Below are 13,892 nucleotides of genomic sequence, written 5' to 3'. Positions count from 1 at the left end.
ATACACTGACGGCACCCTAACGACCGGGCCCGTCCCGACCTTTACTTTGGAGATAATGTGACGTTCAACAAATTGTCCGCCGCCTGGTGGCGTTTTGCTTTCCTGCTCGCCTTGCTGCTGGGTGCTTTGCTCATCAGCACCGAAGCTCAGCATCGTGGCGATGCGGTCGAGTATTCCCTTGTCACCGTTGCCCTGGCCACCCACGGTACGCCGGACGTGCGCCCGAGCGACATCACTCTGGCCAGGTCATTAGCGCCCGCCCTGCAAGGCGTGTACGACCTCGTCGAACCCGGTCTGCGGCAAAACGGCAAGGATCTGTATCCCGCCTTTGCCATTGGCAAGGATGGCAAAGCCTATTCCATCCATTTTTTTGGCTATTCACTGCTGGCCGCGCCGCCGTTCAAATTGCTGCATGCGCTGGGCCTGCCTCCCTTCAAAGCCTACCAAATCATCAACCTTGGCATGGTCTTCGTGCTCGGTCTGAGCCTGTTCCGCCTGTTCGGCTCGGCGCCCAGGGCGCTGCTGGGTGTGCTGCTGTTCATGCTGTGTGGCGGCTGGCACTATGGCGGCTGGGGCAGCCCAGAATGCCTGAGCGCAGCGGCGCTGCTGGCGGCGCTGATACTGTATTGCGACGATGCGCCCATCGCAGGCGGGGTGCTGGCCGGCCTGGCTGCACTGCAAAATCCGACCATCGTATTTTTCTTCGCTTACGCTCCCCTGTTGCGCGCCGGCCTGCACTATCGCGCCGATGCTGGCTGGCGCGTCAGTCTGCGCGCCATGCTGCAGCGGCGGTATCTGCTGGGCCTGGCGATCGGCGTCTTGCTGGCCCTGCTGCCGGTGCTGTGGAATCTGTATCAATTTGGCGTGCCTAGCATTATTGCCCAGCGCGCCTCCGACCCAGCCCTGATCAGCTTGATACGCCTGCACTCCTTCTATTTCGACCTGAACCAAGGCATGATTATGGGCATCCCCGGCGTAATGGCCATGCTCTTGCTCTGGGGCTGGCGCAAGCTGGCAACCGGGCAAATAGTTCACCAGGCGCTGTTACTATTGAGCTGCGTGCTGTTTACCATGGCGCTGGCGATACCGGCGATGGCCATACACAACTGGAATTCGGACGCTGCCGGCGTCATGCGCTACGCCTTCTGGGCCAGCATGCCCTTCCTGTTCGCCCTGTTCTGGCGTTTGCGCACGCTCCCTCGCTGGCCGGTGGCGCTACTGTTCGGCGTCGTTCTGGTGCAGGCCGTTTGCACTGCCGAGGCCAAACGCTATAACTATGTCGAACTGAGCCCGCTCTGCAAATGGATCATGCAGCGGGCGCCCGGCCTGGTGAATCCGGAACCAGAAATCTTTGTCGAGCGTAGCGGACATCTTGAGACCTACCTCCAGCAGGAGCTGATCTATACCTTCAATTTCGGCGGCCGCGCCATCAAGACCCTGTACAACCCGGCCAACACGAAAGTCGACGAGCAGCTATGCGGTACGGGCAATAGGCTGGCGAGCGACAATCATTACCATGATACGGATCGGCAGTGGCGCTACATCAATGGCCCTGTGCGTTGCCAGAATGGCGCAGTGTCGCATCAATGAATCGCCATTCAAACAGCACTGTTGCGATGACCGCTTGAACACACAGCAGTCATGGCTGGGAAGCGGCGCGGTCTACGGCTATCGCAAGGTATCCGGCGACCTGCGCGAGCTGGGCGAGCGATGCGGCATCCATCGCGTTCCCGCATCATGCGCTCAGCGGAGCTGACGCTCTCAGACCGGATACGGCAAGCGCCAGTGGCAAGGCGGCGGCGTGCCAAGCATGAGCCGGCGTGGCAACTGCCATGACAATGCTGTCGCTGAAAGCTTTTCCAGCGTATCAAGCGCAAGACCCATGCAACCCGGGACGACGCCAGGCAAGGCAAGGCAAGGCAAGGCATCTTCGGCTATATCGAGATGTTCTACAATCCGAAGCGCCGTCATGGATTGCATGACAGGCTTTGGACCGCAGAGTTTGAGCGTAGGCATTTTGAACGGCTCGCCGGTGTCTGGCAAACTCGTGGCGATCACGGGCCGGTGGCACAGGTTGCGCCGGACACGCGGGCGCTATTGTCCACCAGCGGACCAGCCGCCGCCCATGGCCCGGTACAGGTCGACCGAAGCGACGAGGATGCGCGTTTTCAGCTGCAGCAAGCCCACGTCGGCGCTGTACAGGGTACGCTGCGCATCGAGTTCTTCCAGATACGATGCGTAGCCATTGCGGTAGCGGTTATGCGCGATGCGCAGGGTATCAGCCGCCGTGGCGCGGCGCGCGTCGTTTTCCACGGCTTGCTGCTGGAGCCAATAGATGGCACCCAGGCTGTTTTCCGTTTCGGCGAAAGCATTCCTCACCACGTTTTCATAGGTATACACGAGCTGGTCGCGCTGCGCGCCGGCCGCATCCGTCTGCGCCTGCACCCGCCCGCCGTCGAACAGGGGGCCGGCCGCCAGCGCCGTCAGCCGCCACAGGGCCGTCGGCGCATGCAGGAAATCAGTCAAGGTGGTGGCTTGCCCGCCGCCGGTCGCCGTCAGCTTGAACGAGGGCAGCAGCAGGTCGCGCGTGGCTGCCAGGCTGGCATTGGCGGCCGCCAGATTGTGTTCCGCGCGCGCGATGTCGGGCCGCCGGCGCAGCAGTTCGGAAGGCAGGCCGGCCGGCACGCCAGGCGCCGACAGTTCGGCCAGCGGCAAGCCGCGCGCGATGGGGCCGGGATTGCCACCGACGAGGACGGCCAGCGCGTTTTCCTGTTCAAAAATCTGCCGCTGCAGCTGCGGCACCTGTTCGGCCGCCGCATGGTATTCCGATTGCGCCTGCAGCCATTCCAGCCGCGAGCTGTAGCCCACCTCGAACTGCTTGCGCGCCAGCTCGCGCGACTGTTCGCGCAGTTGCAGGGTCGATTGCGTCAGCGCCAGCTGCGCGTCGAGTCCGCGCAGGTTCAGGTAGGCCGTGGCCACGCTGGCGGCGATCGACAGGGCCGCCGCATCGAGGCTGGCCTGCTCGGCGCGGTAGCTCTCGCCGGCCGCATCGCTCAGACTGGCCAGCTGGCCCCACACATCGATTTCATAGCTGGCCTGCAGTTCTGCCTGGAAGACATTCGTCACATACGGCACGCCGTTGTAGGCCAGCGTGCGCGTGCGCGTGGGCGAGCCGTCAAAGGCCAGGTTCGGCGCGCGGTTCGCATCGGCCTGCGCCAGGCGTGCGCGGTATTCCTGCACGCGGGCGCGCGCCACGCGCAAGTCGCCATTGCGCGCCAGCGCCTCTCCCACCAGATCACTTAAAACAGGATCGCCGAACGCCTGCCACCACAGCTGCTCCACCTGCGTGCCATGCGCGGACACTGCGCCGCCCTCTCCGTGCTCGCGCCAGCCGGACGGCAGTTGCAGGGCCGACGGGGGCTGCGGTGGCGCATTGGCGGCGCAGCCAGCCAGCGCCAGCACGCCGGTAATCAGCAGGAGGCGGCGCTTCATGGCTTGGCCTTTGCGGCCGCCTTTTTCGGTGCAGGCGGTGGTGCGGGATTGTCCGCCGAGTCGTTCAATACGGCGGAGGTATCGACGCTGACCACCACCGACATGCCAGGCACGAGTCGGCGCGCATTCGCCTGCCCGGCATCAATGCGGATGCGCACGGGAATGCGCTGGGCAATCTTCAGGTAATTACCCGTCGCGTTATCGGCCGGCAGCACGGAAAACTCGGAACCGGTGGCTGGAGATATGCGTTCCACCTGCCCCGTCAGCACGGCGCCATCGAGCGCGTCGACGTGGAAGGTGGCGCTCTGCCCTTCCTGCACGCCGTTCATTTGCGTTTCCTTGAAATTGGCGATCACCCACATCTGGCGCGGCACCAGCGCCATCAGCTGCGCGCCCGAATTCACGTAGGCGCCCTGGCGCACCGTCACCTGGCCCAGCTGGCCGTCGGATGGCGCGACGATGCGCGTGTTATCGAGGTCGATCTTTGCCGCCTTGACGGCCGCCTGCGCGTTTGCCACCGCCGCTTCCAGGGCCTGCTTGTTGACCACCACGCTATGTACGCTTTGCTGGGCGATGTCGAGATTGGCGCGGGCCTGCGCCAGCGCGGCCGCCATCTGCGCCTGCGTGGCGCGCGACTGGTCGTGTTCGCGCTGCGACAGCGAACCGTCGGCCACCAGCTGCTCCACGCGATTCAAGTCGGCGCTGGCCTTGCGCGCCTGCGCTTCCGCGTTGGCCAGGGCCGCCTCGCTGACCGAAATCCCCGCCTGCGCGCTGGCCTTCTGCTGCGCCCAGTTCGACAGCGCCGCCTGCTGCGCCGCCAGCTGCGCCTGCGCCTGCTCGTAGCGCTGCTGGTAGATGCGGTCGTCGATGCGCACCAGCAGCTGGCCTTCCTTCACATCCATGAAATCCTGCACAGTCACTTCCACCACATAGCCGGACAGCTGCGTGCCGATGATGGTCACCTGTCCCCGCACGGTGGCGTTTTCCGTCGTCACGATGGGACTGGTGAACGGCGGCAAACGCCACGCATACAGCACGATCAGCACGCCCACCAGGGCCACGGCGGCAAAGGCCAGCGCGGACAGCCACTGGTGGCGCCGGTCCGGTTGCGGTGGCGTGGTGGTAGCCGCGGGGACTGGCGCAGGAGGCGCTGCAGGTGCGGATGGCGGTACTGGCGGCGTGGTGTTATTTTCTGTCATTGCTCGGTTCCGAATTGGTAATGGGGACGATGGCCATGGCCGTCTGCGCATCGCGCACTGGGCCGACCAGCCGGCGCGCGCCGGTGGTGATGCGGGTCCAGGACTGGCTGACCAGCATCCAGATCAAGGTGGCGATGGCGACGCCCGCGATCATCAAAAAAACATCGTTATAGGCCAGCACATTGGCTTCGCGCGTGGCGATGGCGCCGAGGCGCGCCACGCCCTGGGCGCTGCGCAGGGCGGGGTCCATCAGCACGCCGCCGTAGCTTGCGGCACCGGACTGCACGCGCGCGGCCACCTGCGGGTCGAGCATGGTCAAGTGCTCGACCAGGTAGCTGGAATGGTATTTTTCGCGCGCCGTCTGGATGGTGCCGACGATGGCCGAACCGAGCAAGCCACCCAGGTTCTGCGTCATGGTAAACATCACGGAAAAACTCACCAGGTTGCGCGGTTCGGCGATCACGGCGCCCATGCCGGCCACCATGGTGGGGCCGAGGAAATACGTGCCGCCAAAGGCCAGCAGGAACTGGCTGACATACATGTTGACGGGGCGCGTCTGGCTGGTGGCGTGCGCGTCGATCAACGCCCCGGCGGCGATCAGCAGCAGCGCGAACATCAGCGAACGGTGGAGGGTCGCCGGATTGATCGTCAGCGCGCTGACCAGCAAGCCCGCCACGCTGCCCAGGAGCACCACGATGAACAGGTTCTGCATCTGGTCCGTATTCAAGCCCAGCGCCTGCAGGAAGCCGACCGCCCCCGTCGATTCGGACAGCACGATGCGAAACAGCAGCACGGATAAAAATAGCTTGGCGATCTTGCCCGTGGTGAGCCAGCGCGTGTTGAGCAGCGGGCGTGCGCGGTTATGCTCGATGGCCAGCGAGGCGGCGATCAGCACAATGGAGCACGCCAGGCACACGCCCACCCAGTCGGATTCCATCCACCACGCCGTGCGTCCCTGCGCCAGCACCGCGCACAGCAGGGCCACGCCGGGCGCGAACAGGATGAAGGTGAGGAAATCGAGCGGCTCGAAGGTCTGCACGCGGTCGCCGGGCGGCAGTTTCAGGGCCAGCACGCAACCGAGAGCCAGCAGGGCCAGGCCCAGCTCAAACAGGTACAGGCCATGCCATTCGCCGATCTGCAGCAGTTCGGAGGTAAAGATGCGCGCCAGCGGCAAGGCCAGCTGGGCAAAGCCCAGGCCCAGCACCACCCCCTTCAGGCGGTGCCGCGCGGGAAACGCCTGCAGGGTGTAGTACAGGCCCAGCACCCCCAGCGCGCCGCCCACCATGCCATGCGCGGCGCGCACGGCGATCGCCGACGGCAAGGTATTGGCATACAGATGGGCGAACGTCACCAGCGCATACAGCACCAGGAACGCTTCCGTGAACAGGCGCAGGCCGAACTGCTGGCGGAACTTCACCAGCAGCAAATTCATGGACACGATGGTCATCACGTAGGCAGCCGGCAGCCACTGCATCTGGTAGGCATAGGCGGCCAGCGAACCTTGCAGGTTCAGCAAATTGGCAGTCACCAGGCCGTTGCCCAGCCCCCCCGTCAGCGCGACGATCAGGCCGACGATGAAATACGCGACACGCTTGGGCGTCGAATGTTCGGGCATCGATGGCGACCCGGGCAAGGTCGGGCGTTCGCCCGGCCCCCAGGTGCGAGGTGTGTACTTGTCCATGCAGTAATCGCGATCCGGTTTGCTGAAGCCGTTCTTCGCTGGTGGTATGGAAATGGTTGCAAATGAACAGTTCTAGTCAGCAGCATATCACCGCAGGACGTTTTTATTGTTTACATTGTTGCATGGCGTTGCGCATGCAGAGCAAACAGGGTATGCAACGGGACAGGCGGATCCGGCCCCGTTGCTGATCCAGCCACTCACACCCTCGGCGGATCCGTTTCGCGCGCGAATGCCCGGTGCGCCGCCAGCGCCTTTTTAAAGGCCGCCACGGCTTTCACCACGTCGCCGGACGGCGCGACGATGACGGCTGGATCAGGCTTGCCATCGGGCAGGGCCGCCGGCACACCAGCCTTGTCCAGCAAACCCTTGCCCGCGCCGACGGCAAGCATCGGCTTGCAGTGGCGGTATTGCAGGCGCAGGAAGTCGAGCGCGTTGGCGTCGTCAGCCAGTTGCTGCACGGCGCCCTGGCCATCGGGAAGCACGACGGCGTCGAACAGCACGGACGGTCCCGCTTCGAGCGAGATTTCCACGTCGAGTGGCGCACCGCCGCTGGTGTCGACTTTCCCCAGGAGGCTGCCCACCAGCCGTGGCACGGCGCCATCGGAGAGCAACGATGCATAGATGTTGCGCACCTGCGCGCCGTCGCTGCCCGGCCCCACCAGGATGGCCACGCGCAGGGTATGGATGCCCGTCTTGCCGGGACGGAAAAAGAGCGACAGTGCCGGCGACGGCGCATACGCGGGCAGCGGCTGCAGGGAGGCGCGCGGCATGACGGGCGGCAGCGCCAGGCCCAGTGCATCAGCCAGGCGCTGTGCCAGGGTTTCGTCGACATTGCGCAGCATGGCGACGATGCGCTGGCGGATCACCACCGTCTGTACCTTGCTCAGTTCAAAGCGGAAGGCGTGCACGATATGGTCTTGTTCGACAGGCGTCTGGCTGATCCAGAACAAACGCGCCTGGCCATAGTGCTCGGCGAACTTCTCGGGCTTGCCGCGCACCTTGTCGCCTTCGGCGGGCGCGGGAAAACTGTTGAAACCCTTCGTACCCGCCTGGAACGGGCAGCCACCCGCCAGCGAATTGGGTTCGTAGGCCACCCGGCCACGGTTGATGGCCTGGCGGTGGATGCCGTCGCGCTGGTTGTTGTGCAGGGGCGCCAGCGGAGCATTGATGGGAATTTCATGGAAGTTGGCGCCGCCCAGGCGCGTGATCTGCGTGTCCATGTACGAGTGAATGCGGCCCTGCAGCAGCGGATCGTTGGAAAAATCGATGCCGGGCACGATGTGCGCCGTGCAAAAGGCCACCTGCTCCGTCTCGGCGAAAAAATTGTCCGGGTTGCGGTTCAAGACCATTTTGCCGACGGGGACAAGCGGCACCAGCTCTTCGGGGATCAGCTTGGTGGGATCGAGTACGTCGAAGGGAAATGCTTCGGCCTGCGCTTCCGTGAACACCTGGAAGGACAGCTCGTACTCGGGATACTCGCCGCACTCGATGGCTTCCCACAGGTCGCGCCGGTGGAAGTCGGAATCTGCGCCGCTGATCTTGACGGCTTCGTCCCACACAAGGGAATGCGTGCCGGCCATCGGCGACCAGTGGAATTTGCAGAAGACGGACTGGCCCTTGGCATTCACGAGACGGAAGGTGTGCACGCCAAAGCCCTGCATCATGCGGTAGCTGCGCGGAATGGCGCGGTCGGACATGGCCCACATCAGCATGTGCGTGATTTCAGGCGACAGCGAGGCGAAATCCCAGAAGGTGTCGTGTGCGCTGGCCGCCTGCGGCATGCCATGGTGCGGCTCGGGCTTGACGGCGTGGATCAGGTCGGGAAATTTCATCGCATCCTGGATGAAGAAGACGGGAATGTTATTGCCCACCAAGTCCCAGTTGCCCTCGTCCGTATAAAACTTCACGGCGAAGCCGCGCACATCGCGTGCCGTATCGGTCGAACCCCGTTCGCCGGCCACGGTGGAAAAGCGCACGAAGACGGGTGTGCGCTTGCCCGCCTTGGCGAACAGCGCGGCACGCGTCAGCTTGCCTTGCTCCTTGTAGCATTCAAAGTAACCATGGGCGGCCGAACCGCGCGCATGCACGACGCGCTCGGGGATGCGCTCGTGGTCGAAATGCGTGAGCTTTTCACGCAAAATGAAGTCTTCCATCAGGGTGGGGCCGCGCAAACCCGCCTTCAGCGAATTCTGGTTGTCACCCACGGGCACGCCCTGATTGGTCGTCAACACACAGCCGTTGTCGTCGCTGCGGGCGCCGTCCAGCGAGGCATTACGCGCATTCTCGCCCAGCGCTGGCTGGCCATCGCCCGTCTTCGCTGATGCTGTCGTTTCACCCGTGGTGCTGGCCGTTGCCAGCGGTTCACCCGCTGCCACATGCACGCCTTCGGCAGGCGTGCGCGCCGCCTCGCCATACTGGCCATCTTCCTTGGGATTGACAGCCATGGCGGCGGCCAGCTCCTGGCCGGCGGCCGTTTTTTGCAGCAGTGCGCGGGTCACGTCATTATCCGAGCCCAGGCTGTGCGGCGCCTTGCTGTCGGATGGACCGGACATGCTGCTTAAAACGGAACCCGCACCGTCCGTGGACGGCGTTTTCTTGTTGCTAGCCATGTCATCTCCTGTGAGAAATTCGCCCCGGGAGAACGCTACAACTCCCTCATTCAGCGCACGAACAGGGCAATCAAAATAAGGATGGGAATAGGTATGCCGATTAAACACGACAAAACGGAGCGCATCATCACGCCCCTTTACTGCTTGCTACTGTCTTGTGCGCGTGGGCGCTGGCCCGCCCCGCCATGACGGCGCAGGGAACAGCGCCCACGACAGCACCTTCCAGGAAGGCGTAAAACTTATTTACGCGAACCCAGCAGTTTCGACAGGCCATAACCGGCCGCTGCCGCAATCAGCAAGGATACGGCCGGACGCTCGCGCACATAGCCACGGCCCGTCTCGCCGGCGCGCTGGCAGGCAGCGCCCAATTGCTTGCCGCGGGCCATCAGGGTTTCGGAAGCCTTGCTGACGGTATCGCTGACCTGGTCGATGCGGTCGCCTACCTGATCCACGCCGTCATGCGCGCGCGTGGCCACCTTGTCGGCCAGGGGCTGGGCTTGGCTAGCCACCTTGTCGATGGTGCGGTGCAAATCCTGGCGGGTATCCTGGACGTTGCCATTCAAATCGGAGCTGGTTTTTTCAATCGCGTTCATGATGGTTTCCTTTAACAGTGAATAATTTCAACCATGCTCGATGCCGTGACCGAATCATGATTCTCCTCGCTTCAGGGGAAAAGAAGCGGCTAAACGCTGCCGGGCTGAGCCATATCAAACGGTGGATCAGCAGCAAGCTGTTAGCACTACCTTAACCGCACCCGCCGCGAGCCACTGTGCGCTGCCACACCTTGAGGCACAGGCTTAAATTCCTGTTGGAAATAGCAATCCCCGCCGGCCAAGTGTGGCGGGCGGGGCGTCTTCCTCCTGCAATGGCAAGAGCTGCTCCGGAGGCGCGAGGTGGCTGAGATCCCGCCAGTGCAGGCTGGCGGCGACAAAGTTGCAGACGAAAAAAAACCACCGTTTGAGCGGTGGTTTTTTTCTACTGCGAATACTTGGTGCCGTTGGCCGGAATCGAACTGGCGACCTTCACATTACGAATGTGCTGCTCTACCAACTGAGCTACAACGGCGAAGACCCACATTCTACAAACAATGCACAAAATTTGCTAGTGTCAACGCGAACTTTTTTGCATTTTTTTCGCGGCCCGGCTACGGGCCGCTGAAATCCATGGAAAAGTGCGGCTTTTTACTCCGCGTGGTAAGCCGTGACGCGGGCCACTTCGTCTTTCGAGCCAAGGAAGACGGGCACGCGCTGATGCAGCTTGTGCGGGGCGATGTCCATGATGCGCTGCTGGCCATCGGTGGCTGCGCCGCCGGCTTGCTCGACGATGAAAGCCATCGGGTTCGCTTCGTACATCAGGCGCAGCTTGCCGGGCATTGACGTGTCGCGCAGGTCGGCCGGGTACATGAAGATGCCGCCGCGGTTCAGGATGCGGTGCACGTCGGCCACCATCGAGGCGATCCAGCGCATGTTGAAGTTGCTGCCGCGCGGACCCGTGTCGCCGGCCAGCAGCTCGTCGACATAGCGTTTCACGGGCGGATGCCAGTGGCGCGCGTTCGACATGTTGATGGCGAATTCCTTCGTCGTCGGCGGAATCTGCATATTGCTTTGCGTGAGGACCCACGAACCCATTTCGCGGTCCAGGGTGAAGCAGTTCACGCCATTGCCGAAGGTCAGTACCAGCATGGTTTGCGGGCCATACACGGCGTAGCCGGCGGCAACCTGCTTGGTGCCTGCCTGCATGAAGTCCTGCTCCGTCGGCTGCCCCATGCCTTCCGGTGCTTTGAGCACCGAGAAGATGGTGCCGATGGAAACGTTGACGTCGATGTTCGACGAGCCATCGAGTGGGTCGAACAGCAGCATGTATTCGCCCTTCGGATAGCGGTTCGGGATCGGGTGGATCGATTCCATTTCTTCCGATGCCATGGCCGCCAGGTGGCCGCCCCATTCGTTCGCTTCGAGCAGGATCTCGTTGGAGATGATATCGAGTTTTTTCTGTACTTCGCCCTGCACGTTTTCCGTGTCGGCCGTGCCCAGCACTTCACCGAGGGCGCCCTTGCCGACAGCATGGCTGATGGTTTTGCACGCGCGCGCGACGACTTCGATCAGCAGGCGCAGTTCGGCCGGAATGCTGTTGTTCGAGCGCTGCTCTTCAACCAGGTATTGCGTAAGACTGATGCGTTTCATGAATTCCCTTTTGTTTTTGGTGATGATTTGCTGTGCTAGTTCGCTAAAGCCTTGCTGACCACTTCCATCACGTCATTCGACAGGCTGGCCTGGCCGGCGACTTTTTCCAGCGCGCTACGCATATGGCTTTGCAGCGCAGGCACGTAACGGCGCCAGCGGTCCATGGAGCGCGCCAGGCGGGCGGCCACTTGCGGGTTCAGGGCGTCGAGCGCGATGACTTGCTCGGCCCAGAATGCGTAGCCACTGCCATCTGCCGCGTGGAATTGCGATGGATTGGCGTTGGTGAAATTGAAGATCAGGCTGCGCGCGCGGTTCGGATTTTTCAAGGTGAACGCATGGTGCGTCATCAACTGGCGCACGGCTTGCACGTCGGTCGTTGGTGCGGCCGCCTGCATGGCGAACCACTTGTCGATCACCAGCGCCTCGTTCTCGAAGTCGCGATAGAAACTGGCCAGGGCCGCCTGCGCGTGCGATGGCGAACCCGAATGTATCAGGGCGCCCAGTGCGGCCGCGCGGTCCGTCATGTTGCCGGCGCCGTCGAACTGCTGCTGCGCCAGGGCCAGCTCCGCTTCGCCCGGTGCGATCAGCAAATAGGACAGGGCCAGGTTTTTCAAGGCCCGCTTGCCGGCCGACAGGGCGTCGGGGCTGTAGTCGCCCGGCGTCTGGTTGGCGTGGTACTGCGCCAGCAATTCAGGTTTCATGGCTGCCGCGATAGTGCGGCGCATGAACTGGCGCGCCGCGTGGATCGCCTGCGGGTCGACTTGTGCCATGCGCTCGGCGATGATGGTTTCCGATGGCAGGATCAGGGCCAGCTCGCGGAAGGCAGGATCGAGCGTTTCGTCGGCCAGCAAGGCGCGCTGCGCTTCGATGAAGGTCTCATCCAGCGCCAGCGCTTCGCCAGCGGCGACGGCGACGGTCAGTTTCAGCAGGCGTTCCATGGCCAGGCGCTGGCCCGCTTCCCATCGATTCACCGGGTCGCTGTCGTGACGGAACAGGTGCAGCAGCTGCGCATCGGTATAGTCGTACTCCAGCACCACGGGCGCGGAAAAATCGCGCAGCAGCGAAGGCACGGGTGCTTGCGTCACGTTCGTGAAACGGAAGGTTTGCGACGCTTCGGTCAATTCCAGCACCACGCTGGTAGCGCCATTCGATGCCACGCCGTCCACGTGCAGCGGCAGGTCGCGGCCATCGGCAGCCAGCAAGCCGACGGTGACGGGAATGTGGAATGGCAGTTTTTTCGGCTGGCCCGGCGTGGCGGGGCAGCTTTGCGCCAGCGTCAGTTCAAACGTCTGACTGGCAGCGTCGTAGCACGTGGAAGCGGTGACGATGGGCGTGCCGGCCTGGCTGTACCAGCGCTCGAACTGGGTGAAATCACGGCCATTCGCGTCCGCCATGGCGGCGCGGAAGTCGTCGCACTGCACGGCCTGGCCATCGTGACGTTCAAAGTACAGGTCCATGCCCTTGCGGAAACCGTCGCGGCCCACCAGCGTCTGGACCATGCGCACCACTTCGGCGCCCTTTTCGTAGATGGTGACGGTATAAAAGTTATTGATCTCCACAAAAGAATCGGGACGCACGGGATGCGCCATCGGACCGGCGTCTTCGGGGAACTGCGCCTGGCGCAGGGTGCGCACCTGATCGATGCGCGTGACGGCGCGGCCCGTGTCCGTACCGATCATGTCGGCCGAAAATTCCTGGTCGCGAAATACCGTCAAGCCTTCTTTCAGCGACAGCTGGAACCAGTCGCGGCACGTCACGCGGTTGCCGGTCCAGTTATGGAAGTACTCGTGGCCCACCACCGCTTCGATGCCCGCGTAATCGACGTCGGTCGCCACGCGCGAGTTGGCCAGCACATACTTGGTATTGAAGATATTCAAACCCTTGTTTTCCATGGCGCCCATGTTGAAATCGCCCACGGCGACGATCATGAAGCGGTCCAGGTCCAGTTCCAGGCCGAAGCGCTCCTCGTCCCAGCGGATCGAGTTCTTCAGCGACTGCATGGCGTAATCGGTTTTATCCAGGTTGCCTTCTTCCACCCACACCTGGAGCAGCACTTCGCGGCCGGACTTGAGCCTGTAATGCTCTTCCTGGCATACCAGGCGCGCCGCCACCAGGGCGAACAGGTAAGACGGCTTCTTGAACGGGTCTTCCCACTTGGCGTAATGGCGTCCGTCACCGAGGTCGCCCTCTTCGATCAGGTTGCCATTCGATAGCAGCACCGGATACTTGTCCTTGTCGGCGCGCAGCATGACGGTGTACCTGGCCATCACGTCCGGGCGGTCCGGGAAGAAGGTGATGCGGCGGAAGCCTTCCGCTTCGCACTGCGTGAAGAAGTTATGGTTCGACACGTACAGGCCCGACAGCGAGGTATTGTCCTGCGGCGCCAGCACGGTCTCGATATCGAGCAGCACCTCGTCCGGCGCCTTGGGAATGGTCAGCATGCTGGCCGTCAGCTTGTACTGCGACGGTTTCAGCAGCTTGCCGTTCAGGCGTACCTGCACCAGTTCAATGTGTTCGCCATGCAATTCGATGCTGCGGCTGCTGCTGGCCGGGTTATGGCGCATGCGGATCCGGCTCGCCACCACTGTGCGGGCGGGATCAAGATCGAAACCAAGTTCGACGCTGTCAACCAGGAAGCTGGGCGGCGTGTAATCTTTGCGGTAAATCGTCTGAGGGCTGTCTGTGCGCATAGGGATTTGGGCGGGAGCGGAGGCAAAAGCCTATTTTA

Annotated in this window: 8 protein-coding genes, 1 tRNA gene and 1 pseudogene; 2 read left to right on the top strand and 8 right to left on the bottom strand. The window is 63.0% G+C overall.

Features of this window, described 5'->3' with window-relative positions; all coding sequences use genetic code 11:
• Positions 1-57: 57 nt before the first annotated feature.
• Positions 58-1,590 carry a hypothetical protein gene (locus tag C8C89_RS09165; RefSeq protein WP_133989510.1) on the top strand — a complete coding sequence of 511 codons (1,533 nt, stop codon included), beginning with the start codon at positions 58-60 and terminating at the stop codon, positions 1,588-1,590.
• Between the two features lie 43 nt (positions 1,591-1,633).
• Positions 1,634-2,016 (top strand): annotated as a pseudogene (locus C8C89_RS27285) (integrase core domain-containing protein); the annotation flags it as partial.
• Positions 2,017-2,094: 78 nt separating this feature from the next.
• Here C8C89_RS27285 and C8C89_RS09155 read toward each other — a convergent pair.
• The 8 genes from C8C89_RS09155 to pepN all read right to left on the bottom strand — a co-directional run bounded on the left by C8C89_RS09155 (position 2,095) and on the right by pepN (position 13,854).
• Positions 2,095-3,492 carry an efflux transporter outer membrane subunit gene (locus C8C89_RS09155; RefSeq protein WP_133989507.1) on the bottom strand — a complete coding sequence of 466 codons (1,398 nt, stop codon included), beginning with the start codon at positions 3,490-3,492 and terminating at the stop codon, positions 2,095-2,097.
• Entirely contained in the window at positions 3,489-4,691 is a 1,203-nt protein-coding gene (locus C8C89_RS09150; RefSeq protein ID WP_243857948.1) for an HlyD family secretion protein, read from the bottom strand. The genes C8C89_RS09155 and C8C89_RS09150 overlap by 4 nt, the downstream gene beginning before the upstream one ends.
• Positions 4,678-6,372, bottom strand: a complete 1,695-nt coding sequence (locus C8C89_RS09145; protein ID WP_208327690.1) for an MFS transporter — start codon at positions 6,370-6,372, stop codon at positions 4,678-4,680. Before C8C89_RS09145 ends, C8C89_RS09150 begins: the two co-directional genes overlap by 14 nt.
• A 197-nt stretch (positions 6,373-6,569) precedes the next feature.
• Positions 6,570-8,981: a catalase gene (locus C8C89_RS09140; RefSeq protein WP_133989505.1), complete on the bottom strand. Its 2,412-nt coding sequence runs from the start codon at positions 8,979-8,981 to the stop codon at positions 6,570-6,572.
• 239 nt (positions 8,982-9,220) lie between these two features.
• Positions 9,221-9,574 carry a YtxH domain-containing protein gene (locus C8C89_RS09135; RefSeq protein ID WP_101482593.1) on the bottom strand — a complete coding sequence of 118 codons (354 nt, stop codon included), beginning with the start codon at positions 9,572-9,574 and terminating at the stop codon, positions 9,221-9,223.
• A gap of 396 nt (positions 9,575-9,970) precedes the next feature.
• A tRNA-Thr gene (locus C8C89_RS09130) sits at positions 9,971-10,046 on the bottom strand.
• A 116-nt stretch (positions 10,047-10,162) separates the two neighbouring features.
• A complete protein-coding gene (locus C8C89_RS09125) occupies positions 10,163-11,164 on the bottom strand; it encodes a class 1 fructose-bisphosphatase (RefSeq protein WP_101482594.1) in 1,002 nt (333 codons plus the stop codon).
• Between the two features lie 35 nt (positions 11,165-11,199).
• Positions 11,200-13,854 (bottom strand): aminopeptidase N, encoded by a 2,655-nt coding sequence (pepN, locus tag C8C89_RS09120; RefSeq protein WP_133989503.1) that lies wholly within the window; start codon positions 13,852-13,854, stop codon positions 11,200-11,202.
• Between the last annotated feature and the right edge of the window lie 38 nt (positions 13,855-13,892).

The sequence above is a fragment of the Janthinobacterium sp. 75 genome (assembly GCF_004365495.1).
In the GTDB taxonomy this organism is placed as follows: Bacteria; Pseudomonadota; Gammaproteobacteria; order Burkholderiales; family Burkholderiaceae_D; genus Janthinobacterium.
Note: the sequence above shows the minus strand (reverse complement) of the source record. Positions and strands in the feature narration are given on the sequence as shown.

What these genes read in the sequence shown, in the direction of transcription:
- pepN (WP_133989503.1), bottom strand. Translation starts at nt 13,854, where the DNA reads ATGCGCACAGACAGCCCTCAGACGATTTACCGCAAAGATTACACGCCG.
- C8C89_RS09135 (WP_101482593.1), bottom strand. Translation starts at nt 9,574, where the DNA reads ATGAACGCGATTGAAAAAACCAGCTCCGATTTGAATGGCAACGTCCAG.
- C8C89_RS09155 (WP_133989507.1), bottom strand. Translation starts at nt 3,492, where the DNA reads ATGAAGCGCCGCCTCCTGCTGATTACCGGCGTGCTGGCGCTGGCTGGC.
- C8C89_RS09145 (WP_208327690.1), bottom strand. Translation starts at nt 6,372, where the DNA reads ATGGACAAGTACACACCTCGCACCTGGGGGCCGGGCGAACGCCCGACC.
- C8C89_RS09140 (WP_133989505.1), bottom strand. Translation starts at nt 8,981, where the DNA reads ATGGCTAGCAACAAGAAAACGCCGTCCACGGACGGTGCGGGTTCCGTT.
- C8C89_RS09150 (WP_243857948.1), bottom strand. Translation starts at nt 4,691, where the DNA reads ATGACAGAAAATAACACCACGCCGCCAGTACCGCCATCCGCACCTGCA.
- C8C89_RS09125 (WP_101482594.1), bottom strand. Translation starts at nt 11,164, where the DNA reads ATGAAACGCATCAGTCTTACGCAATACCTGGTTGAAGAGCAGCGCTCG.